The organism is Methylobacterium sp. OAE515 (genome assembly GCF_041806315.1).
Lineage (GTDB): Bacteria > Pseudomonadota > Alphaproteobacteria > Rhizobiales > Beijerinckiaceae > Methylobacterium > Methylobacterium tardum.
On the sequence record NZ_JBGMUV010000001.1, the window covers coordinates 2154444 to 2175899 of the forward strand.

Annotated in this window: 21 protein-coding genes; 6 read left to right on the forward strand and 15 right to left on the reverse strand. The window is 70.5% G+C overall.

Annotation, left to right across the window (positions count from 1 at the left end; genetic code table 11):
• Positions 1-125 precede the first annotated feature (125 nt).
• Positions 126-1010 (forward strand): alpha/beta fold hydrolase, encoded by an 885-nt coding sequence (locus ABIE45_RS10555; RefSeq protein ID WP_192706672.1) that lies wholly within the window; start codon positions 126-128, stop codon positions 1008-1010.
• Here the strand turns inward: ABIE45_RS10555 and ABIE45_RS10560 are convergent.
• Positions 1000-2436, reverse strand: coding sequence for a cytochrome P450 (locus ABIE45_RS10560; RefSeq protein WP_192706673.1), 1437 nt, complete (start codon positions 2434-2436; stop codon positions 1000-1002). The two genes, ABIE45_RS10555 and ABIE45_RS10560, sit on opposite strands and share 11 nt — an antisense overlap.
• A 77-nt stretch (positions 2437-2513) precedes the next feature.
• On the reverse strand, positions 2514-5162 hold the full coding sequence (locus tag ABIE45_RS10565; RefSeq protein ID WP_192706674.1) for an ABC transporter transmembrane domain-containing protein: 2649 nt from the start codon (positions 5160-5162) through the stop codon (positions 2514-2516).
• Positions 5163-5589: 427 nt separating this feature from the next.
• Here ABIE45_RS10565 and typA point away from each other — a divergent pair, with 427 nt between their 5' ends.
• Together typA and ABIE45_RS10575 are read left to right on the forward strand one after the other, a co-directional pair.
• The gene (gene typA / locus ABIE45_RS10570) at positions 5590-7413 is read left to right on the forward strand and encodes a translational GTPase TypA (RefSeq protein WP_192706675.1); all 1824 of its coding nucleotides are present in this window, start codon (positions 5590-5592) and stop codon (positions 7411-7413) included.
• Between the two features lie 160 nt (positions 7414-7573).
• Positions 7574-7819, forward strand: a complete 246-nt coding sequence (locus ABIE45_RS10575) for an RAG2 PHD domain containing protein (RefSeq protein ID WP_373622279.1) — start codon at positions 7574-7576, stop codon at positions 7817-7819.
• Between the two features lie 47 nt (positions 7820-7866).
• Here the strand turns inward: ABIE45_RS10575 and ABIE45_RS10580 are convergent, their stop codons facing one another.
• The 5 genes from ABIE45_RS10580 to cysK all read right to left on the reverse strand — a co-directional run bounded on the left by ABIE45_RS10580 (position 7867) and on the right by cysK (position 10574).
• Positions 7867-8025 (reverse strand): hypothetical protein, encoded by a 159-nt coding sequence (locus tag ABIE45_RS10580; protein WP_192706676.1) that lies wholly within the window; start codon positions 8023-8025, stop codon positions 7867-7869.
• Positions 8022-8336: a hypothetical protein gene (locus ABIE45_RS10585; protein WP_192706677.1), complete on the reverse strand. Its 315-nt coding sequence runs from the start codon at positions 8334-8336 to the stop codon at positions 8022-8024. Before ABIE45_RS10585 ends, ABIE45_RS10580 begins: the two co-directional genes overlap by 4 nt.
• On the reverse strand, positions 8336-8545 hold the full coding sequence (locus tag ABIE45_RS10590; protein WP_192706678.1) for a hypothetical protein: 210 nt from the start codon (positions 8543-8545) through the stop codon (positions 8336-8338). The genes ABIE45_RS10585 and ABIE45_RS10590 overlap by 1 nt, the downstream gene beginning before the upstream one ends.
• Before the next feature lie 72 nt (positions 8546-8617).
• Complete coding sequence (locus ABIE45_RS10595) at positions 8618-9115, reverse strand: hypothetical protein (protein ID WP_192706679.1); 498 nt, start codon at positions 9113-9115, stop codon at positions 8618-8620.
• A gap of 484 nt (positions 9116-9599) precedes the next feature.
• Complete coding sequence (gene cysK, locus ABIE45_RS10600; RefSeq protein ID WP_192706680.1) at positions 9600-10574, reverse strand: cysteine synthase A; 975 nt, start codon at positions 10572-10574, stop codon at positions 9600-9602.
• A gap of 275 nt (positions 10575-10849) precedes the next feature.
• Between cysK and ABIE45_RS10605 the strand changes: the two genes are divergently transcribed.
• Positions 10850-11797 (forward strand): TAXI family TRAP transporter solute-binding subunit, encoded by a 948-nt coding sequence (locus tag ABIE45_RS10605; protein ID WP_192706681.1) that lies wholly within the window; start codon positions 10850-10852, stop codon positions 11795-11797.
• Positions 11798-11809: 12 nt separating this feature from the next.
• Here the strand turns inward: ABIE45_RS10605 and ABIE45_RS10610 are convergent, their stop codons facing one another.
• Positions 11810-12337: a GcrA family cell cycle regulator gene (locus ABIE45_RS10610; RefSeq protein WP_192706682.1), complete on the reverse strand. Its 528-nt coding sequence runs from the start codon at positions 12335-12337 to the stop codon at positions 11810-11812.
• Between the two features lie 419 nt (positions 12338-12756).
• On the opposite strand from ABIE45_RS10610, the gene ABIE45_RS10615 reads away from it, so the two are divergent.
• Positions 12757-13944: a patatin-like phospholipase family protein gene (locus tag ABIE45_RS10615; RefSeq protein ID WP_192706683.1), complete on the forward strand. Its 1188-nt coding sequence runs from the start codon at positions 12757-12759 to the stop codon at positions 13942-13944.
• Between the two features lie 51 nt (positions 13945-13995).
• On the opposite strand, the gene ABIE45_RS10620 is transcribed toward ABIE45_RS10615, so the two are convergent.
• From ABIE45_RS10620 to ABIE45_RS10630, 3 genes are all read right to left on the reverse strand, one after another.
• A complete protein-coding gene (locus ABIE45_RS10620; protein WP_192706684.1) occupies positions 13996-14124 on the reverse strand; it encodes a TFIIS helical bundle-like domain containing protein in 129 nt (42 codons plus the stop codon).
• Positions 14125-14380: 256 nt separating this feature from the next.
• Positions 14381-15793, reverse strand: coding sequence for a pyruvate kinase (pyk, locus tag ABIE45_RS10625; protein WP_192706685.1), 1413 nt, complete (start codon positions 15791-15793; stop codon positions 14381-14383).
• Positions 15794-15936: 143 nt separating this feature from the next.
• The gene (locus ABIE45_RS10630) at positions 15937-16431 is read right to left on the reverse strand and encodes an SRPBCC family protein (protein ID WP_192706686.1); all 495 of its coding nucleotides are present in this window, start codon (positions 16429-16431) and stop codon (positions 15937-15939) included.
• A gap of 140 nt (positions 16432-16571) precedes the next feature.
• Here ABIE45_RS10630 and ABIE45_RS10635 point away from each other — a divergent pair, with 140 nt between their 5' ends.
• Positions 16572-17849, forward strand: a complete 1278-nt coding sequence (locus ABIE45_RS10635) for a lytic murein transglycosylase (RefSeq protein WP_192706687.1) — start codon at positions 16572-16574, stop codon at positions 17847-17849.
• Between the two features lie 5 nt (positions 17850-17854).
• Here ABIE45_RS10635 and ABIE45_RS10640 read toward each other — a convergent pair whose 3' ends face one another.
• The 4 genes from ABIE45_RS10640 to ABIE45_RS10655 form a co-directional block, all read right to left on the reverse strand.
• Positions 17855-18643, reverse strand: coding sequence for an aldolase (locus ABIE45_RS10640; RefSeq protein WP_192706688.1), 789 nt, complete (start codon positions 18641-18643; stop codon positions 17855-17857).
• Between the two features lie 107 nt (positions 18644-18750).
• The gene (locus ABIE45_RS10645; protein ID WP_192706689.1) at positions 18751-19767 is read right to left on the reverse strand and encodes a biotin-dependent carboxyltransferase family protein; all 1017 of its coding nucleotides are present in this window, start codon (positions 19765-19767) and stop codon (positions 18751-18753) included.
• Entirely contained in the window at positions 19767-20501 is a 735-nt protein-coding gene (locus tag ABIE45_RS10650; RefSeq protein ID WP_192706690.1) for an allophanate hydrolase subunit 1, read from the reverse strand. Before ABIE45_RS10650 ends, ABIE45_RS10645 begins: the two co-directional genes overlap by 1 nt.
• A complete protein-coding gene (locus ABIE45_RS10655) occupies positions 20498-21259 on the reverse strand; it encodes a 5-oxoprolinase subunit PxpA (protein ID WP_192706691.1) in 762 nt (253 codons plus the stop codon). Before ABIE45_RS10655 ends, ABIE45_RS10650 begins: the two co-directional genes overlap by 4 nt.
• Between the last annotated feature and the right edge of the window lie 197 nt (positions 21260-21456).

Below are 21456 nucleotides of genomic sequence, written 5' to 3' on the forward strand. Positions count from 1 at the left end.
CGGTGCTTATTCTCTTGGGCCGAGCGGAGAGACGTTTCACCTCGGCCGTTGTTGAAGGCTGCCGCATCTCCGGCGGCTCGGGTTATCGGTATGGTGTGCCGGGGGGCATCAGCACAGGGATCGCCATGCCGAGCGCCACGACGGATGACGGAGTTCGCCTTCACTACGAGGAGAGCGGGCGCGGGACGCCGCTGATCTTCGTCCACGAATTCGCCGGCGATCATCGCAGCTACGAGGCGCAGCTCCGCCATTTCGGCCAGCGCTATCACGCGATCGCGTTCAATGCCCGGGGCTATCCGCCCTCCGACGTTCCGGAGGCCGTCTCGGCCTACACGCAGGCGCGCGCCGCCGATGACATCCTGGCGATCCTCGATCATGTCGAGGCTCAGACGGCGCACGTGGCCGGGATCTCGATGGGCGCCTTCGCGACCCTTCATTTCGGCCTGCGCCATCCCGGCCGCGCGCTGTCGCTCTGCCTCGGCGGCGTCGGTTATGGCGCGGAGCCAGACCGGCAGGCGCTGTTCCGGGCCGAGGCCGACGCCACCGCCGCGATGCTGCGCCGCGACGGCATGGCGGCCTTCGCCGAGCGCTACGCCTACGGACCGACCCGGGTGCAATTCGCCAACAAGGATCCGCGGGGCCACGCCGAATTCAAGCGGATGCTCGCCGAGCATTCGGCCGTGGGCTCCGCCAACACGCAGGCCGGGGTCCAGAAGGAGCGGCCCTCACTCTACGATCTGACCGAAGCTCTGGCAGGCCTCACCGTGCCCACCCTGATCCTCGCTGGCGACGAGGATTGGCCCTGCCTGGCTCCGAGCCTGATGCTCAAGCAGGTCATCCCGTCCGCCGCCCTGGCCATGCTGCCCAACACCGGCCACGCGCTCTCCGTCGAGGAGCCGGACGCCTACAACCGGCTGCTCGACGCCTTCCTCGCGCAGGTGGAAAGCGGCCGCTGGCCGCTGCGCGACCCGCGGGCCGTCTCGGCGACGATCACCGGCATCAAGGGCTGACCGGATCCCGCGCGATCAGCCGGAACAGAGCCGCCCGGTCCGGCTGGGTGGTGACCACGGCCTGCGGCAGGACCGGTTCCCTCTCGTCCAGGACGATCCGGAACCGCGCCAGCAGCCGCGCCAGCGACAGGACCGCCTCGCTCAGCGCGAATTGCGCGCCGATGCAGACGCGCGGGCCGGCGCCGAACGGCAGGTACGCGAAGCGCGGCGGCTGCGGCGCCCCCGGAAGGAAACGGCCCGGATCGAACGCCTCGGGGTCGGACCAGAGGCCACGGTGCCGGTGCAGCACCCAAGGGCTGACCATCACGATGTCGTTCTTCTTCACCGCATGGCCGGCGACCATGTCCGGGCCGAGCGCCCGGCGGACGACCACGAACGCTGCCGGATACAGGCGCAGAGTCTCGTCGATCACCGCGCGGGTGAGGGGAAGCCGCCCGTCGCTCTGGCAGCCGGTCGGGTCCGCGAGGTCGGCACCACGCGCCTCCGCGGCGGCGCGCTCCTGCACCTCGGGGGCGAGGGCCAGCAGGTAGGCGGCCCAGAACAGCGTGCCGGCGGTCGTCTCGTGGCCGGCCAGGATCATGGTGGCGACCTGATCGCGCAGCTCGCCCGGCGAGAAGGCGGCTCCCGTATCCGGGTTGCGCGCCGTCGCCAGCAGATCCAGCAGGTCGCCCGAGCGGGCCTGACCCCGGTCCGAGGCCTGGCGGGCCGCGATGATCCGGTCGAGGAACGGGATCCACCGGCGGCGGAAGCGCGACCGCGACCAGTCGAGGGGCACCGGCCAGCCCGGCGGCGTCACGATGTCGAGAAGATGCGGCCGCCCCATCCGCTCGGCGTACTCGGCGATGAACCCGCGCAGCTCCGCGCCGTGCTCGTCCATGCCCACCGAGAACATGGCGCGCCCGGCAACCTCGAGCGCCAGCCGGTAGAACGCGTTGAACAGATCGACCGGCCCCGCGGCCGCCTCTTCGGCGATGCGGTCTAGCCCCTCGTCCACGGCGGCCGAGATGTGCGGGACCAAGCCGTCGATCGCCCGCGGCGTGAAGGCCGGGGCGAGCGTGCGCCGCTGATGGCGCCAGGCGGATCCCTCGCTGATCAGGAGCCCGTCGCCGAGGATCGGGCGCAGGATGCGGGTGGTGCCGGTGGTCCGGGCGTAGTTGGCCTGGTTCTCGACCAGAACCCGCCGGATCGCCTCCGGGTCGTTGAGGATGAAGCTCGAGCGCCCCAGCAGGCCGCGGCGGGTCACCGGCTCCTCGTAGGCCCGCTTGGAGAACCCCCGCAGGCTGTTGTCGCGGATCGAGCGCAGGTAGGCCGGGATCGGCAACTCGCGCTCCGGCGGGGCGCGGTGCGGCGGCACCACGCGCGGCAGGCCGGCGAGGCTCGCGGTCGACCGGGCCGGGGTTGCGGTCGCGTCCATTGATGTGGGCATGGGGCGCCATCCTGTGCCGGACACGCGATGATCTGTAAACCGCCGCCGGCGCGCCGGGTGCGCCGGTCACGCCTCCGTCATTCGGCGGCGCTGCGCAGGCGCGTGTCGGCATCGCGGAGCGGCAGGCGCGCGGGAAAGCGGGCGAGATCCGCGTCCGGCGAGAGGCTGGCCACCAAGCTGGCGCGGGGCAGCGTGGCGTCCGCGACGTCGAGCAGCGTCTCGACGCCGCGCTCAAGGTGCTCGTCGACCCGATCGACCACCAGGATCTCGGGTTCACGCAGGATCGCCCGGGCGAGGCCGATCCGCACGCGGACACGCTCAGCCAGCAATTGCCCGCGGTTGCCGACGTCCTTCTCGAGACCGCGCCGCTGGATCGGCCGCTCCAGGTCGAACTCCCGGAACACCGCCCGCGCCTCCTGCTGGATCAGCGCCTCGCCGTGCATCCGCGCCGTGTCGATGCGGCCGAACAGGAGGTTGTCGAGGACCGTGCTGCGCGGGTTGATCCGGTTCGGATCGTAGGATTCGACGTCGCAGCCGTCGTCGCCGTGCATGAAGCCCTGCACGATCCCGCGGGCGCCGACCATCCGCTTGGCGAGCGCCTCGTCGAGCAGGCCGAAACGCATCCGGGGCTCCACGTAGGCGAGCGCCAGCGCCAGGAAGGCGACGCTGTCGGCCTCGCTCAAGCGCCCTTCGGCCGGCAGGCGGGCGAGCCGGCGCAGGTAATCCGGCAGCGCGTCGGGCGTGATCAGCGAGAACCGCCGGAACAGCGGGTGGCCGGGCGGCACGTCAGCGAAGATGTCCTTGAGGTTGCTGGCGATCGCGACGCCCATGCGGTCGAGTTCGTCGAGCAGCTTCACCTTCTCGAGGGCTTGGCGGAACAGGGGGGTCGCCGCCAGGCGCTGCGGCTCCTTCAAGCTCGGATCGCGCGGGACGCCGAACAGCAGGTTCTCACCGACGGTCGCCTGATCGTTGTAGCGCCCGCGGGCGAAGGGGATCACCAAGTCGGCTAGGCCCTTGCGGGCGAAGTGCTCGCGCAGATGCTCCCGGGCCGCGATCATCCGCTGGCCCACCGGCGTGTCGTGCGCCACAGAGCTGAGCGCCCCGAGACCGAACCGGTACAGGTCGTCGCCGAGGTCGAGCCGCCCGAGCAGACCGACGAGCCGCTCGTCCAGCTCCCCGGCATCGCGGACGCCGAGACGCCGATAATCCACCCAGGGATCCTCGACGCTGTCGCACGGATTGCCGGTCTTCACCGCCTCGTTGATCCGGGTCTTGCTGAGATCGAGTCCGTTCGTCCGCAGCGGCCGGACCCGGAGGCCGTAGAGGATGTTGTCGCGCAACGTTCCGGGGAACAGCACTGGTTCGACGCCGGCATACGCGATGCGGTGCGCGTGGACGGGACGGGCCAGGGTGAACAGGTCGTGCTCGCCGATCCGGATCGAGCCGCTCGGCGCCGTCTGAAGGCCCGCCAGGACGCGCGTGAATTCCTGCGCGACCGGGCCGGACGGCACCAGCGCGAGGCGCTGCGGAAGGTTCACCTCGGCATCGCGCACCTCGACCGGAGCGCCGCCCTGCGGATCGCGCAAGGTCAGGCCTTCGACCCGGAGCGGACTGCCGAGCCGGGGCGGCGACCCTTGCGATTCGTGCTCGGCGGGTCGCAGGCGCTGCGGCCCGAAATGCGCCGCCACGGTCTCGTACTTGACCTCCACGTCGAGGCGCTGCTGATCCCAGTCGATCAGCTCCTTCAAGGGCGGGGGCAGGTCGCGATAGGCGGCGAGGACCGCCACCAGCTGGCCGATATCGAGTTCACCCTTCAACGCGAAGTAGCCGCCGATCGCGTAGAACAGGAACGGCGTCACCTGGGCGAGCAGGTTGTTCAGGTATTTGACTGCGAACTTGCGCCGATAGATCCGCAGGCGCAGGTCGTAGAGGCTGTAGAGCCGGCCGCCGATCTCCGCCCGTTCCCAGCGCCCGGTATCGTTGAGCAGGACCGCCGGCAGCCCGTCCAGCACCTCGGCGACGCGGCCCGCGAGGTTGCGCGAGGCGATCTGGCGCCGCCGGCTGAGGCGGATGATCTCGCGCCGCAACCGCGGGATCACGATCATCTGCACGCCCACCATGCCGCCAGCCGCGAGGCCGAGCCAGAGGTTCTGCATCATGATGAAGGCGAGCGCGGTGGCGGCCTGCGTCCCGAGGAACACCGGAACCACGATGGCGTCGCCGATGAAGGAGCCGATCGGCTCGACCTCGTCGCGGATGATCGTTGCGGTCTCGGAGGATTTCACTTCCCGCTGCGCCTCGGGCGAGAAGCGCAGCATCAGGGAAAAGAGCTGGAACCGGAGCCGGCGCAGCATCCGCTCGCCGAGGATGCCTTTCTGGAGGTTGATCCAGAACTTGAAGGCGCCGTTGATCAGGACGAGCGTCAGGAACAGCGTCGAAAGCCCGAGCAGCAATTCCAGCCGGTCCAGCTGGAAACCCTCGAACAGCCGGGTGGTCCCGCCGCCGAGCGCGTCGGGCCACTGGACCGTCATCTCGAGGAAGGGTGCGGTTCCCTCGCCGTGAGAGAACGCCTTCCCGGTGATCGCGTCGTTGACGATCCGCTTCGGCAGGTCCAGCGACGCGAAGTAGAACGGCAGCGACGCGAACACCACGGCGCAAATCTTGAGCTGATCGGCCTTGGAGTAGCGCCAGATGTATGGGAACAGCCGCGGCTCAAGCGCGCGCATCGTGTCCTTCCGACGTAAGTCCGTTCTGGTGGGGCGAGGGCCGAATCGCGGCGGCCGGACGCAGTGCAGCCGCCGTCACGGTACCCGAGCGGTTCGATTCCATCCAACTCAACCCGAAGCGGCAGGCAGCCGCCGCCGAGGCGCATGCACGTCCTGATATAGGGCGGTAATCTCCGCAGCGGACACGCGTGCAGGGCAGCCCTGCACGAAAGCAGCGACGGTCCGCCGTTCCGGCTGACGCGCGAGCGATGACCGCGACTGCCCCCAGCGATTCGGGCTGTGCGCCCCCGCCATGTCCTCGGTGGCCTTGCCGACGGGCGCGTGTCCTTATATTGCGACGCAACCACCACGACTCCGTACCTGAACCGGCGCGGACGGCCGCGCCGCGCGGCCGCCAGGGAGCCGGCACAACCCGTTTCGGGCCGCCATGAATCTGCGCAACATCGCCATCATCGCTCACGTCGACCACGGCAAGACGACCCTCGTCGACAAGCTGCTGGCCCAGTCCGGCACCTTCCGCGAGAATCAGCGGGTCGAGGAGCGGGCGATGGACTCGAACGACCTCGAGAAGGAGCGTGGCATCACGATCCTGGCCAAGGCGACCTCGGTCGTCTGGAAGGACACCCGCGTCAACATCGTCGATACCCCCGGCCACGCCGATTTCGGCGGCGAGGTCGAGCGCATCCTGTCGATGGTCGACGGCGTGATCGTGCTGGTCGACGCGGCCGAGGGCCCGATGCCGCAGACCAAGTTCGTGGTCGGCAAGGCGCTCAAGATCGGCCTGCGCCCGATCGTGGCGATTAACAAGGTCGACCGGCCGGACGCGCGGATCAACGAGGTCGTGAACGAGGTGTTCGACCTGTTCGCCGCCCTCGACGCCACCGACGAGCAGCTCGACTTTCCGATCCTCTACGGCTCGGGCCGCAACGGCTGGATGGCCGACACCCCGGAGGCCGACCCGTCGGTGGGTCTCGAGCCGCTGTTCGATCTCGTGCTCAAGCACGTGCCGCCGGCCCGGACCGAGGAGGGGCCGTTCCGGATGCTCGGCACCCTGCTGGAGGCCAACCCGTTCCTCGGCCGCATCATCACCGGCCGCATCGCCGCGGGCTCGGTGAAGCCGAACCAGTCGATCAAGGTGCTCGATCGCACCGGCAAGGTCGTGGAGACCGGCCGCGTCTCGAAGATTCTCGCCTTCCGCGGCCTGGAGCGCGCGCCGATCGACATCGGCGAGGCGGGTGACATCGTGTCCATCGCCGGCCTGATGAAAGGCACCGTCGCCGACACGTTCTGCGACCCGCAGGTCGAGACGCCGATCCAGGCGCAGCCGATCGATCCCCCGACCGTGACCATGTCGTTCATCGTCAACGACAGCCCGCTCGCCGGCACCGAGGGTGACAAGGTCACGAGCCGCATGATCCGCGACCGCCTGTTCAAGGAGGCCGAGGGCAACGTCACGCTCAAGATCGAGGAGGCGGCCGATAAGGACAGCTTCTACGTCTCGGGCCGTGGCGAGCTGCAGCTCTCGATCCTGATCGAGACGATGCGCCGCGAGGGCTTCGAGATCGCCGTGTCGCGCCCGCGGGTCGTGTACGAGCGGGACGAGGCCGGCGGCCTGCTGGAGCCGATCGAGGAGGTCGTGATCGACGTCGATGAGGAGCATTCCGGCGTCGTCGTCCAGAAGATGTCCGAGCGGAAGGCCGAGATGCTGGAGATGCGGCCGTCGGGCGGCAATCGCCTGCGCCTCGTGTTCCACGCGCCGACCCGCGGCCTGATCGGCTACCAGGGCGAGCTGCTCACCGACACCCGCGGCACGGCCATCATGAACCGGCTGTTCAAGGCCTACGAGCCCTACAAGGGCGAGATGCCGGGCCGGCGCAATGGCGTGCTGATCTCCAACGACCAGGGCGAGGCCGTGGCCTACGCCATGTGGAACCTGGAGGACCGCGGCCCGATGATGATCGAGCCGGGCTGGAAGGTGTACCAGGGCATGATCGTCGGCGAGCACAACCGCGAGAACGACCTTGAGGTGAACGTGCTCAAGGGCAAGAAACTCACCAACATCCGCACGACCTCGAAGGACGAGGCCGTCCGCCTGACGCCGCCGATCCGCATGACCCTGGAGCGCTCGCTGGCCTGGATCCAAGACGACGAGCTCGTCGAGGTGACCCCGAAGTCGATCCGCCTGCGCAAGGCGGTTCTCGACCCGAACGACCGGAAGCGCGCCGAGCGTGCCAAGGAGAACGCGGCCTGAGCCGAACGGCCGGGGCAACCGGACGTGAACAACCGGCAACCGGGCGCTCAGGCCCGGTTGCTGATGCGGTCCTTATGGTGAGCCTCACTCGAGTCTATCGAACCCTTATGCCGTGTGGCGTAACGCGGCATGGCGGACCCGAGAGGTCCGCGTGAACCCCATGACCTCCATGTCCGTCGCGTCGAACTCGCTCCCGCCTGTCCGGTCGCTCGGTTCTCCGGCGCCGCTGTCCTACCTCGTCGGCCAGGATGGCGACGGCCACTGGGTCGCTGTCGAGACCGGAGGACGGGCAGGGGGCATCTTCCGGACCCGCCAGGACGCGATCCGCTACGCCTGTATCGAAACGGGTTGCCGGCCGGACGACGTCCGGCTCTCCGCCGAGCCGATCCCGTTCCGGCTCGTGTGAGCGGCGCCGGGCGCGGCGGGGATCGCTGCGTCCGCGTCACCCTCAGCTCAGCTGCTGCCGGGATCAGTTTCGTCGCGCTGGGTCCCGCCAGCCGGCGGCCCCATCCCGGGCTTGCCGTCGGTCTTCTCGTTCGGATCCTTGACCGCGTCGGGCGCGACGTTTTTCGGCTTCTCCGGCTCCGCGCCGGTCTCCTCGCGCTCGCTCATTCCCGATTCTCCCGCTCAGCCCGGTAGCGACCGCCCGCGACCTTCTCGTCCTCGGCCGGGCCGCGCGACGCCTTCTGATCGGAGTGCCCGCCCGATGAGCCCCCGACCGCCGGCGGCGACCGCCCAGGCTCGCCCGCGTTTCCCCAGCCCTCTTTCGGCTCGGTGCGCGGCGTTCCGCCGGTGCCCATCTCGGTGATGGCGGCCTGATCGGCGGTCTGCCGACCGCCGCCGGCAGGTGCATCCCCGCGTGAGCCGACCGCGTCGTCGGGCTTGCGGGTGACGGTGCCAGAATCGCTCGTCGGCCTGACCATCAGCGCTTCCCGTCGTCTTGGCCGACCGCAGCCGTGGCGCGATCGATCGCTTCACTCAGCTGCGGGTTGGCCTGACCCTTTGCTCCATCGCGGTCCTCGCGCGACGATCCCGCTTGGGAACCGGTCTTGCCGGACTCCGATGCGTTCGTGCTGCCGGCAGGTGCGTCGTTGTCCTTCGGCGACGATCGGTCTGCGTGATTCGTCATCATCCGCCTCTCTGCGTCTTCGCGGGACAACGGAGGCGGAGACGGACGGTTGCGCGATCGGTGCCGACCCGGACGTCAGGGGCCGACGATACGCGGCATGATCGTCTGCACCAGCCGCTGTACCGTATCCTCGGCGCTCCCGCGGCTCGTCGCCCGGGCGTCGATCGAAAGCAGGTCGCCGTCGCGCAGGATCACCGCAGTCGCGCCTCCGCCGTTTCCGAGCGCGTAGACGGTGATCCAGCCGATAGCGGGGCCGGCGGGAAGGCCGGACAGCCGGCAATCCGGATTCCGCTTGATGCAGAGCGCTTCCAGGGCGCCGAAGGAGGTCTTTCCGGACCGGACCCGCTGCTCGGTGCCGTCGCTCAGCCGCCCGAGCTGCAGTTCGGCCAACGGTGCGCCTGCGCAGCCCGTGCACGTCAGGGTGAGATGCTCCGGCTCCGCCTGTGCCGATGATCCGCTGCCGAGGCTCGCGCGGGCCGCTTCGGTGACCTGCGTCAGGTCGTGGACGGCGAAGCCCCGGGCTGATCCCGCCTGTGCCCAGAGGCAGCAGAGAAGGCAGAGCAGGCCGCGCATGTGAGAATCTCCTTCCGGTCGCCCGATCGGCGGTAGCGGAAGGATGAACGAAGATCCAGATCGACTTCGCGCAGGTTCCATCGCGATCTGCGCCGGCCCAAGGTCGTCCTATGCGAGAGCTGACGCGCAGTATCGAAGCATATTTTCTGTAGAGGTGATCGGCTTTAACCGAAGAGGTGGTAATTAAGGGTCGAAAATATCGGTTATCGATAAAGAGGCCAACTCATTAACGGCCAATAGCGTCTGGATTGGCCTTCTACGCCTGCGGCGAGCCGTGCACCGAGCCGTCGCCTCATGGTCATCAGTCCGGGGTACCAGAGGCGAGCCGGGACTCGAAAAGGTATGCCGGCGGCAGCCCATCCAGAGACCCGCTCGGTCTCGATCCTTGACGCACCTGTGGGTCTGGATCCCGGGATCCGCGATGCGGCCCCGGGATGACAGATTTAAATTTCGGCGCGAGGGCGATGTTCGGGCGCCAGGCCGCTCAGCCGATTCCGTCGAACAGCGCCGACGAGATGTAGCGCTCGGCGAACGAGCAGGCGATGGTGACGATCCGCTTGCCCTGGAAGTCCGGCCGTTTGGCCAGTTCAAGCGCCGCGGCCACGTTGCCGCCGGTCGAGATGCCGCCCGGGATGCCCTCGAGGCGGGCGAGGGCCCGCGCGGTCTCGAAAGCAGTTTGGTTGGAGACCTTCAGCACGCCGTCGAGGATGTCGGTGTGAAGATTGTCGGGGATGAACCCGGCCCCGATGCCCTGGATCTTGTGCGGGCCCGGCTGGCCGCCGGAGATCACCGGCGAGTCCTCCGGCTCCACCGCGAAGACCTTCAGGTTCGGCAGGCGCGGCTTCAGCACCTCGCCGACGCCGGTCACGGTGCCGCCTGTGCCGACGCCGGCCACGAAGGCGTCCAGCTGGCCGCCGGTGTCGGTCCAGATCTCCTCGGCGGTGGTCTTGCGATGGATCTCAGGATTCGCCGGATTCGAGAATTGCTGCGGCATCACGGAGCCCGGGATCTCCTTCAGGAGCTCCTCGGCCTTGGCGATCGCACCCTTCATGCCCTGCGCGCCGGGGGTGAGCGCCAGCTCGGCGCCCAGGAAGGCGAGCATCTTGCGCCGCTCCAGCGACATTGTCTCCGGCATGACCAGGATCAGCCGGTAGCCTCGGGCCGCCGCCGTGAAGGCCAGGGCGATGCCGGTGTTGCCCGAGGTCGGCTCGACCAGGGTGCCGCCGGGCTGAAGCTTGCCGGACGCCTCGAGCGCGTCGATCATGTTGACGCCGATGCGATCCTTGACGCTGGCGATCGGGTTGAAGAACTCGAGCTTCAGCAGGATCTCGGCATCGACACCCTGTTCCTTCGGCAGGCGGTTCAGCCGGACCAGCGGTGTGTTGCCGATCGTCTCGGTGATCGAGCCGTAGACACGGCCATGGCCGACCTTCTGCGGCGCGTTGAGGGTATCGGCCATCGCGGAACTCCTGCTCGTGAAAATAGGACGAACGGACGTCGGGTCCGGACCACCCGCACCGAAGACCTTCGATCGGGCGCTGCCGTGTCCGGCGCCGGACAGGAGGGTGCGATATCGCGTTGCCGCCGCGGGGGCAATCGGGCTAAGTCCCGTTGCCGAAAGTTCTTTCCGCTTTAGCAAGTCAGGAACGCCGGAGGTGGAACGGCTATGCTGAATTTTCCGGCCACGATAGAAATTCGTTCTCCAGACCGGCGGCGCACGCCGGTCCGGGCCCGATGACGCGCGGGCGCGCCGGTGCCCCGCCAAACCGACGTCCGACTCGCCGGGCGGCGCTCCTGTCGGGACTTGGGCTGATGCTGGCCCGCCCCGGCCACGCCGCCGAGGCGCGGGTCGTGCTCGCCACCGCCACGCCCGGCGGCGGCTTCCCCGCCTTCGGCGAGGCGTTCGCGGCAGCGATCCATAGGGCCGACGCCACACTGACGATCGAGACGCGGAACTCGGGCGGATCGGCGCAGAATATCGGGCTCCTGCGCGACGGGCAGGTCGACTTGGCCCTCGTGCAGGGCGAGTACGCCTATCCGGCCCTCGCCGCGGCTGACGGCCTGACCATCCTGGCGCCGATGTACCCGACGCCCGGCCTGTTCGCGGTTCCTGCCGGCAGTCAGATCCGAACGGTGGCGGATCTGCGTGGGCGCGCCGTAGTGCTCGGCACCCACAATTCCGGACTGACGGTCATGGGGCGCAGCGCGTTGGACGCCTCGGGCCTCGATCCCGCGCGGGACATCCGTCCGATCCTGCTGGATCGGGCCGGCGACGGGCCCGCCCTGGTGCGGGCGGGACAAGCCGACGCGCTCTGGGGCGGTGGCCTGGACTGGCCGGGATTTCAGGCCCTGGCGCGGGATCCGGGCGGCGCCCGGTTCTTCGGACCTTCGGAGGCGGGCATCGCGCGGCTGGCCCAGCCGGGGGCGGCGATGCGGCGGCTCACGGTGCCGGCGGGCAGCTTCCCCGGGCAATCGGCGCCGATCGAGACGGTGGGCTCGTGGAGCTTCGTCCTGGCGCGGCCGAACCTCGACACTGCGCTGGCCGACCAGATCGTCCGCGCCATCGCGCGCGCCGATCTCGGGGCAACCCACCCGAAGAACCTCGTCGGCCTCGTTCCAGCGGCCTGGATCAACCCCGCCACCGCCCGCCTTCTTACCGAGGCGGGGATCAGCCTGCGTTGAAGCGTCGGACGTTCAGCGGAATGACGCCACCCGGCGGTCGCGCTTCCGCTCCGTGGCGGGTTGATAGGCGATCTCCGCGTGATGGGTGCAGTAGGGCAGTCCGGTGATCGAGCGCGCGCCGCAGAAGCGGAATTCCGGCGTGGTCGGATCCCCGAGCGGCCAGCGGCACATGGATTCCCGCAGGTCCATGATGGTGACCCGCTGAGACACCGGAATCGCGACCGGCTCCTTGGCGGCCGCGGCGGCGGGAAACTCGGGCGTCGGCCGATGCGACAGGATCGCCACCGGCTCCGGCGCCTGGGTCTCCACCACCGCGATGGCGGTCTCGATCTCCACGATCTTCGATGGCGTTGCGGCGGTCGGGGCTTCATCGGCGCCGCGGGCGCGGCCAGCCAGACCCAGGCGATGGACCTTGCCGATCACCGCGTTCCGGGTGACGCCGCCGAGCTGCGCGGCGATCTTGCTCGCGCTCTGCCCGTCCTCCCAGAGTCGCCGCAGCAGAGCTACGCGATCATCCGTCCAGCCAAGGCCCGCTTCCATAATCCCCTCCGCCCCCTGCGACCTGACTTGCGCCACGCGTGCGGTGTGCATCCCGGGTCCATGACCCGTCATCCGGCTATGCAAGCCGTCGGACAGACCGCGCGCCGACGAAATGGCTGCCGCATCAGGTGCGACACCCTGTCTTGTCAGGCCACGACCGGACCCTAGCGCGGCGTTTGCGAGCGTTGCAAGGGCATCGCCCTGCCTGGCGCTGGCCCTGTCCACCGGCAATGGGCGACGCGTGCGGGCTCGCTGATCCGGCGCGGCCACGCTCGCGCCGCGATCCCGTCCGATCGTGACCGCGGGGCAACAGCGCGGCCATATCGTGCCTCTGAGCCAGCGAAGGCGGAACGCCGGATACGGCCAAGCTCGTTCCGTATGGCACAGTGGCTCGGGTTTCACGGATTGAGGTCAGGACGATGGGTTTCCGTCAGAGACGCCTGCGCGCGCTGCTCGCGCTCGGGCTGGCGGCTCAGGTCGCGGCCTGCGGGAGCGTCCCGCGCGCACCCTACACGGCCGAGCAGGCCGCCTTCGCCAGCGTGCCCGGCATCCCGGGCGCGCGCGTCTTCGCCGACGCCTCGGTTCAGACGATCGCGGAACTCGCGGCCAATCCGCAGCGGCGCTCCGCCGGCTTCACCTATCTCGCGCTCTCGGGCGGCGGCGGCGACGGCGCCTACGGGGCGGGCGTGCTGAACGGCTGGACCGCCTCCGGCAAGCGGCCGGAATTCACCCTGGTCTCCGGCGTCTCGACCGGCGCGCTGATCGCGCCCTTCGCGTTCCTGGGCTCGGCCTACGACCCGTACCTGACCGAGTTCTATACGAGCGGGGTCGCGGGCGAGCTCGTGGCCTCGCCCAACCTCGCCAACGTGCTGTTCGGCTCGGGCCTGTTCGGCGACGGGCGCCTGCGCAGCCTGATCGACCGCTACGTGACGCCCGACCTGATCCGGGCAGTCGCCGAGGAGCACGCGAAGGGCCGGCGCCTGCTCGTGGTGACGACCAATCTCGACTCGCAGCGCGCGGTGATCTGGAACATGGGCGCGATCGCGGCGAGCGGCGTGCCCAATGCCCGGGAGCTGTTCCGCGACGTGCTGGCCGCCTCGGCCAGCATCCCGGCGGTCTTCCCGCCGCAATTCATCGACGTCTCGGCCGGCGATGCCCGCTTCCAGGAGATGCACGTCGACGGCTCGGTGGTCACGCCGGTCTTCACGCTGCCGCAGACGCTGCTGCTGCGCGACGGCCGTATCCGCACCGGTGGCAAGGCCGAGATCTACGTGGTGATCAACGGCCGCCTGGAGCCGGACTTCGAGGTCACGAAGGACAACACGCTCTCGATCGTCGAGCGCTCCTTCACCACGGCGAGCCGGGCGCGCTCGCGGGCGACGCTCACTGCGACCTACGCCCTGGCACGCAACAACGGCATCGGCTTCAACCTGACCTACATCGACGAGAACGGCCCGAAGGCGTCGGCCGCCAAGGGGTTCGACACCGCCTACATGCGCGCCCTCTACGAGGAGGGGTTGGAGAAGGGCCGGAGCGGCACCTTCTGGCAGCACACGGTGCCGGCGGCGCCGGTCGTGAAGGCGACCACCAGCGCGCTCGCGAATTGACCCCGCCAATCGCGCGCCGCGCGCCTCCCGGGCGCGCGGCGGCGGACTGGGTTACTTGCCCAGGATCTTCGTGACGAGCCGGCCGATCGGCGTCGCCGTGCTGGCGTTCCGGTCGTCGCGATCGATGGGGCGGTTCTCGTTGCCGAGAAGCTTGGTGACAAGACGTCCGATCAGGTTCATGGGTCGGCCCTCCGGTTTCGCGCCAAAACGGCGCAGCTTTGGATTCAACGGGTGACCCGGCGACCGCGTTCCACCGGCGGCCGTACCGATGCGCGCCTCGTGCGATGACCAGTGAAGCCTCCGGGCGGGTCCTCGCCGTCATCACGAGCGCAGCGAAGTGACCCAGCGTGGCGCGACCCTTTCGGGTTTGGCGCTGCTGGAGTGCTTCGCTCCGCTCGCAAGGACGGTGTGGCCGAGGTGATCACCCGGACCCGGATCAGATCTGCATCAGGCGGATGTTGTTGGTGTTGCCGGCGGTGTGGAACGGGATGCCGGCGGTGACCACGATGACGTCGTTCGGCTTGGCGAAACCCTCGTCCTGCGCGTGGTGGCAGGCCTTGGTGGTCATCTCCTCGTAGGAATCGACATCCTCCGTGAGCACGCTGTGCGCGCCCCAGAGCAGGCTCAACCGGCGCGAGGTGGCGAGGTTCGGGGTCAAGGCCAGGATCGAGGCGGCCGGACGCTTGCGCGCGACCCGCGCGGCCGTCGTCCCGCTCGCCGTGTAGGCGACGATGGCGGCCGCGTGCACGGCTTCCGCGAGGTCGGCCGTGGCGGTCGCCACGGCGTGGGGCGGGGTCTCCTCCTCGCCGGGCTCGGACGCCGCCACGATCGAGTGGTAGAGCTTGTGCCCCTCCACGCTCCGGATGATCCGGTCCATCATCGACACGGCCTCCACAGGATAGCGGCCGGTGGCCGATTCCGCCGACAGCATCACGGCATCCGCGCCGTCGTAGATGGCGGTGGCAACGTCGGACGCCTCAGCCCGGGTCGGTGCCGGCGCGCTGACCATGGAATCCAGCATCTGGGTGGCGACGACCACCGGCTTCACAGCGAGCCGGCAGGCGCGGATCAGCTCCTTCTGCCGGGCCGGGACGTCCTCGTGCGGGATCTCGACACCGAGATCGCCGCGGGCGACCATCACGGCATCCGAGAGGCGGATGATGTCGTCGATCCGCTCAAGCGCCTGCGGCTTCTCGATCTTCGACATGATGCCGGCGCGGTCGCCGATGATCCCCCGTGCCTCGATGACGTCCGAGGGTTTCTGGACGAAGGACAGCGCGACCCAGTCGACGCCGAGATCGAGGCCGAAGGCGAGGTCGGCCCGGTCCTTCTCGGTGAGCGGCGACAGGTCCAGCAGCGTGCCCGGCAGGTTGACGCCCTTCCGGTTCGAGATCGGCCCGCCGGTGAGGACCTCAGCGGTGATGGCGGTCCGATCCGGTCCGGTCACCCGGACCCGCACCCGTCCGTCGTCGATCAGCAATTCCTGGCCCGGCACCACAGCGTCGAAGATCTCGGGGTGGTGCAGCGGGATCGCCTGCTTGTCGCCCTCGCCGCCCTCCAGGACGAAGCGCACCGTCTCGCCGGCCTCAAGGTCCAAGCGGCCGCCCTGCAGCGTGCCGATCCGGATCTTCGGACCCTGGAGGTCCTGCAGGATGCCGATCGGTCGGCCGACCTCCTTCTCGAGGGCGCGGATCGCGGCATGGACCTTGGCGTGATCCTCCTGGACGCCGTGGCTGAAGTTGAGCCGGAAGGTGTCGACCCCGGCGAGGAACAGGGCGTGCAACCGGTCCGGCGACGAGCTGGCCGGGCCCACGGTGGCGACGATCTTGGCGTGACGGTGACGGCGCATGCGGTCTCGGGCTCCTGAGGCTGCCTCGGGGGTGTCGCGCCGGCCGAGCGGTCGCGCCGACGCCGCTCACATCGGTCCTCGACGATGCTGCGGCGAGGGGCGGGGGCGGCATTTTTCACGCCAGGCCGCGATCCGGACGGAACTCACCGTGCCGTCTCGCGAGCGATCCCGGCAAGCCCGGCATCGAAGACGCCGGTGATGTCAGCGACGGCCTCGGCATCGCTCATGCCGTCCGCATCGAAGGTCGCGCTCCAGATCACCGTCGCGCCGGTCCCGTTCGGGCGAACCGCCAGCGTCGCGTTGTAGGCGCGCACCGGCAGCGGGCCTTGGATGAAGCTGTAGGTGTAGCTCATGCCGGCCTCGTCCCGGGCGGTCTCGACCTCGACGATCGTGCCCAGGCCGCCCTTCACCACGAGGCCGCGGATCTGCGCGCGGATGCCGTCATCGTCGTCGTCGTTCGACAGGACGCAGCGCTGCACCTGCGGGTGCCAAAGCTGGATGGCGCAGAAATCCCCGATGAGGGCCCAGACCGCATCCGGCCGCACCGGGATGTCGCGGCTCCGGGAGACTTCCAGGGCATGGGCGGGCTCGGCGACGAGCAGCGTCGCGCCGAGCACCGTGCAGGCAATGCGCTTCACGGTTTCCCTCTCCGTCGGGCCACGCCGGATCGATGTAGGGCGCAGCGTGCGTCCGTCGCGGTGCAGGCCCGCGCCTAGAAGTCGCTCGGCCTTGGCGGCTATGCTGGCTGACAGACACGGCTTGGGCCACCGGAGACCCCATGGATCACGGCAACGCGCAGATCCGGCACGCGAAGCGGCGCGGCTCGGTCCGCCTCGCGGTCACCGCCTGCGTGCTCGCGCCGGCTCTCGCCGTCGCGGAGACGGGGTCGCCTCCGATCGCCTCTCCGCAGCCCTTCGAGACCTGCCGGACCGAGCTGATCGCCTGGGCGACGGCGCGGGCCGTACCGCAGAGCCTCGCGGAGGCGCAGCTCGGCAACCTCACCCCCGATCCGGACGTGCTCGCCGCGACCGGAAGCCAGGGCGAGTTCGTCAGGCCGATCTGGGATTACATCGAAGCCAGCGTGACGCCGGCCCGCATCGAGGCCGGCCAGCGCAAGCTCGCCGAGCACGCCGACACCCTGGCGGCCATCGAGGCGAAGTACGGCGTCGACCGGCATATCATCGTGGCCTTCTGGGGCGTCGAGTCGAGCTACGGGGCCGTGCTCGACAATCCGGCGATCGTGAAGCCCGTGGTCCGTTCCCTCGCGACGCTCGGCTGCGGCGATGCCGCCCGCGCCCCGTACTGGCGCGACGAGCTCGCGGCCGCGCTTCAGATCCTGGCCTGGAACCAGGCGCCCCTGGACCGGATGCCCGGCGGGCTGACCGGATCCTGGGCCGGCGCCATGGGCCACACCCAGTTCATGCCCTCCGTCTACCAGCGTGACGCGGTCGATTTCGACGGCGACGGCAAGCGCGACATCTGGACGTCGGTGCCCGACGCCGTGGCGTCCACGGCCAACTACCTCCGGGTCCACGGCTGGAAACCCGGAGACGGCTGGGGCACCGAGGCGGTACTGCCGGAACGCTTCGACGCCGCGCTCGCCGACGAGACCACCGCCCGCAGCGTCGCGGCATGGCGGGCGCTGGGCGTGATTCCGGCCCACGGCCGTCCGATGCCGGACGACGCCCAGGCGACCCTGATCCTGCCCGCGGGGATCCGCGGCCCGGCCTTCCTGATCCAGCCGAACTTCGCGGTGATCCTGCGCTACAACACCGCCCTGTCCTACGCGCTGACGGTGGCGCTCCTGTCGGACCGCCTCCGCGGCGATCCGGCGCTCACCCGCGACTGGCCGCGGGGCGACCGGGCCCTCACCGCGGACGAGCGCCGCGACCTCCAGACCCGCCTGATCGAACGCGGCTTCGCGACCGGGGGCGTCGACGGCAAGATCGGGCCGAAGACCCGCGCCGCGCTCCGCGCGTTCCAGGGCTCGGTCGGCCTGCCGCCGGACGGCTATGCCGACGCGCCGCTGCTCGACCGGATCCGCGCGGCGCCCTGAGCCGGTCAGGCGAGGAAGGCCGGCTCGTCCCGGGCGAGGACGCGCTTGACGCTCTCCAGGTGCAGCCGTGCGCTCTCGGCGCGCCCGGCCGCCTCCTGGGCCGCCACGTGCCGGACGATCGCCTCGGGCACGACCTTGACGGCGCGCCCGGTGCTCATGGCGAGGATCTGGGCCTGTGCGGCCCGCTCCAGGTAGTAGAGGTCGTCCCAGGCCTCCGCGATGCTCTCGCCGAGCACCATCACGCCGTGGTTCTTCAGGAACACCACATCCGCCTCGCCGGCGCTCATCGCGATCCGCTGGCCCTCGGACGAGTCCAGCGCCAGCCCGTTGTAATCCTCGTCCACCGCGATGCGGCCGTAGAAGCGCAGGGCCGTCTGGCCGGCCCACATCAGGGGCTCGCCCTCCAGCATGGCGAGCGCCGTGGCGTAGGGCATGTGCGTGTGGAAGGCGGCCCGGGCGCGCGGCTTCAGCCGGTGCAGCTCGGCATGGATGTGGAAGGCGGTCGCCTCCGGCTGGCCATCCCCTTCGACGACATTGCCGTGGAAGTCGCACAGCAGCAGGCTCGACGCCGTCACCTCCGCGAAGGCGAGCCCGTAGGGATTGACCAGGAACAGGTCCGGCCGCTCCGGCAGCACCGCCGAGAAGTGGTTGCAGATGCCTTCCTCGAGCCCGTTGCGCGCGGCCCAGCGCAGGCACGCGGCCAGGTCGATGCGGGCGCGGCGCACGCTGTCGGCGTTCAGGGGCTCGTTGCTGCGCGCGGGCGGCGTGCCCGAGGCGGTGACGGCGTGAGCCATGCGTGACGACCTTCCTGCTCTCTCGGATCTGCAGCCGGCGACCCGGCCGGCGCGGTCTTCTACGCTCCTGATCGCGGCGGCGCACGCCGTGCGCGTCCCCCGCGCGTTCAGGGCCGTCCGTCGGTGACGCCGCCGACGAGGTTCAGCCCCAGCAGGAAGTCGGACGCGAAATCCGTCCGGACCACCGGCTCCCGGCGCACCGGTTCGGCAAGGACGTCGCGCTCGGCCCGCCGGGCCGCCACCGCCTCGGCCACCGAGACGCGCCGGAACGACAGCCGCGCCCCGCCGCGGATCTGCGCGAGGCGCCCGAGATCGGGGCCGATGACGGTGGCGATCTTCGGATAGCCGCCCGTCGACTGGCGGTCGGCCATCAGGATGATCGGCAAGCCGTTGCCGGGCACCTGGATCGCCCCCATGGCGACCCCGTCGGAGACGATGTCGTGACCCTTGGCGTGTGTCAGGGGCGTGCCGTCCAGGAAGCAGGCCATGCGGTCACCCCGCGGCGAGACCGTCCAGGGGCCGGCCAGGAAGGCCTCGATCTGATCGGCGGCGAAGTAGTCGTCCTGCAGCCCGAGCACGACCCGGATCTCCCGCGGATCCCGGTCGAGCCAGGGCGTCACGAGCCGCTGGGGCGAACCATCGCCGGGCCTGGCTTCGCGGATCGGCAGCCGGTCGCCGGCGGCCAGCGCGCGGCCGTCGAGACCGCCGAGGCCCGAGCGCGTGTGGGTGGCCACCGAGCCGAGGACCGGCGCCACGTCGAGGCGGCCGCTCACCGCCAGATAGCCCCAGGCGCCCGCGTCGCCCGCCCGGACGACGAGCCTCTGTCCGGGTTCGAGGGTCAGCGCGACGGCGTCGGGGAGCGCCGCGCCGTCCAGCGTGACCCGGAAGCCCGGGACGACCAGCGCGAGCCCAAGGGCGCCGTCCGCGGCGGTGACGGCCAAGCCACCGGTCGAGATCTCGATCGCGGCGGCGTCCACTGGATTGCCCGCCGCCCGGTTGGCGGTGGCGTAGATCAGCGGATCCATCGGCCCCGCGGCCGTGATCCCGTAGCGCAGGTAGCCGTGCCGGCCGCCATCCTGCAGCGTGATCCCGGGCCCGGCGGCCTCGACGACGAGGGCGGCCATCAGCGAGCCTCCCCGCGCCGCGCCACCGGCTCGCCCGCCGCCTCCCGGGCGGTCAGGGCCTCGAAGGCCGCGGCATCCACCGCCTCGAAGCGGATCAGGTCGCCGGCGCCGACGAAGAAGCTCGGATCGCGCTCCGGCGCATAGAGGCGGGCCGGCGTAGCGCCGATCACGTACCATCCGGTCGGCATCGGCACGGTCGCCACCGCGGCGAGACCGCCGCCGATCACCACGGCGTTCGCCGGATGCGGAGGCCGCGGGCTCGCCCGCCGCGGCACCGCCAGGGTCTTCGGCAGGCCGCCGAGATACGCGAAGCCCGGCGCGAACCCGTACATGTAGACCCGATAAGTCGCCCCCGCATGGGTCGAGACGACCGCCTCCGGCGACAGGCCGGTGCGTTCGGCCACCTGGGCGATGTCCTCGCCGTGCGGGGCGTCGTAGCAGCAGGGCAGCGTCCACAGGGTCGGCGTCGCCGCCCGCGCGGCAGCGCCCGCCGCGAGCGTCCGCACCCGCGCGGCGAGGGTGTCGCGGTCGAGCACCAAAGGATCGTAGTGCAGCATCAGCGAGCGGTAGGTCGGCACGCGCTCCCGCAGCCCCTCCGGCGGATCCGCGCCGAGGGCGTCGTCGAGCGCGAGCACGCGGTCGCTGATCGCGGGATCGACGGTGGTGCCGAACTCGACGACCAGCGCCGCCTCGCCGGCATCGAGGAGCCGGGGTTCGTCCGAGACCGCGCTCACGGCCGGAACGGCGCCAGCGTCACCCCTGCGCCCTCCAGCCGGGCGCGCACCGCCCGGGCGGTGGCGACAGCATGGTCGGAATCGCCGTGGACGCAGATCGAGCGGATCGGTGTCGGCAGATGCGTGCCCGCCGCCGTGATGATCGCGCCGGCCTCGACCATGCGCACGACCCGGTCGGCGGCCGCGTCAGCCTCCGTGATCAGAGCGCCGGGCTGGCCGCGCGGGATCAGCAGGCCGGCCTCCGTGTAGCCGCGGTCGGCGAAGATCTCCTGATGGACCTCCAGCCCGCAGGCTTCGCCCGCCGGCACCTGGGCGGTTAGCGCGATGGCCAGCAGCGCGAGGTCGCGGTCCACCGCCCGGACCGCCCGGGCGATGGCGTCGGCCACCGGCCGCTCCTCGGCGGCGATGTTGGCGAGCGCTCCGTGCGCCTTCACGTAGGTGATGCGGTGACCGGCATAGGCCGCGAGCGCCTGCGCGGCGCCGACCTGATAGGCGACCAGCCGCTCGATCTCGGGCGGGCTGAACGGCATCCGCCGCCGACCGAAGCCCCAGAGATCCGGGAAACCCGGATGGGCGCCCACGGCGACGCCGCGCTCCTTCGCCAGCGCGAAGGTCCGGGCCATGATCTCGGGGTCGCCCGCATGCAGCCCGCAGGCGACGTTGGCCGAGGTGACGATCCCGAGGATCGCCGCGTCGTCGCCGCAGGCATAGGCGCCGAAGCCCTCGCCGAGATCGGAGTTCAGATCCACGCGCGTCACCGGACTTGCTCCCTCAACCGTGCCGCTCCGTCATTCGGAGCGCGATCCGACCCCACCCGCCGATGTGCTCTAGCAGAAGTCGCGCGCCGGCCTCCACCGTCTGCAAGGCCGATGCCTGGTCATTGTCTGGCCGACGTCCAGCTCCGACGTCGGATCGGCCCGACACGCGCTGCTCGCGGTCGGCAAGACCCCGGTCG

Bases quoted from the DNA above. Each gene is read 5' to 3' on its own strand.
- cysK (WP_192706680.1), bottom strand. From the start codon at position 10,574: ATGGCCGATACCCTCAACGCGCCGCAGAAGGTCGGCCATGGCCGTGTC.
- ABIE45_RS10590 (WP_192706678.1), bottom strand. From the start codon at position 8,545: ATGATGACGAATCACGCAGACCGATCGTCGCCGAAGGACAACGACGCA.
- ABIE45_RS10580 (WP_192706676.1), bottom strand. From the start codon at position 8,025: ATGAGCGAGCGCGAGGAGACCGGCGCGGAGCCGGAGAAGCCGAAAAAC.
- ABIE45_RS10640 (WP_192706688.1), bottom strand. From the start codon at position 18,643: ATGGCTCACGCCGTCACCGCCTCGGGCACGCCGCCCGCGCGCAGCAAC.
- ABIE45_RS10645 (WP_192706689.1), bottom strand. From the start codon at position 19,767: ATGGCCGCCCTCGTCGTCGAGGCCGCCGGGCCCGGGATCACGCTGCAG.
- ABIE45_RS10610 (WP_192706682.1), bottom strand. From the start codon at position 12,337: ATGGAAGCGGGCCTTGGCTGGACGGATGATCGCGTAGCTCTGCTGCGG.
- ABIE45_RS10585 (WP_192706677.1), bottom strand. From the start codon at position 8,336: ATGGTCAGGCCGACGAGCGATTCTGGCACCGTCACCCGCAAGCCCGAC.
- ABIE45_RS10620 (WP_192706684.1), bottom strand. From the start codon at position 14,124: ATGAACCTGATCGGACGTCTTGTCACCAAGCTTCTCGGCAACGAGAAC.
- typA (WP_192706675.1), top strand. From the start codon at position 5,590: ATGAATCTGCGCAACATCGCCATCATCGCTCACGTCGACCACGGCAAG.
- ABIE45_RS10575 (WP_373622279.1), top strand. From the start codon at position 7,574: ATGACCTCCATGTCCGTCGCGTCGAACTCGCTCCCGCCTGTCCGGTCG.
- ABIE45_RS10635 (WP_192706687.1), top strand. From the start codon at position 16,572: ATGGATCACGGCAACGCGCAGATCCGGCACGCGAAGCGGCGCGGCTCG.
- ABIE45_RS10555 (WP_192706672.1), top strand. From the start codon at position 126: ATGCCGAGCGCCACGACGGATGACGGAGTTCGCCTTCACTACGAGGAG.
- pyk (WP_192706685.1), bottom strand. From the start codon at position 15,793: ATGCGCCGTCACCGTCACGCCAAGATCGTCGCCACCGTGGGCCCGGCC.
- ABIE45_RS10615 (WP_192706683.1), top strand. From the start codon at position 12,757: ATGGGTTTCCGTCAGAGACGCCTGCGCGCGCTGCTCGCGCTCGGGCTG.
- ABIE45_RS10560 (WP_192706673.1), bottom strand. From the start codon at position 2,436: ATGCCCACATCAATGGACGCGACCGCAACCCCGGCCCGGTCGACCGCG.
- ABIE45_RS10605 (WP_192706681.1), top strand. From the start codon at position 10,850: ATGACGCGCGGGCGCGCCGGTGCCCCGCCAAACCGACGTCCGACTCGC.
- ABIE45_RS10595 (WP_192706679.1), bottom strand. From the start codon at position 9,115: ATGCGCGGCCTGCTCTGCCTTCTCTGCTGCCTCTGGGCACAGGCGGGA.
- ABIE45_RS10565 (WP_192706674.1), bottom strand. From the start codon at position 5,162: ATGCGCGCGCTTGAGCCGCGGCTGTTCCCATACATCTGGCGCTACTCC.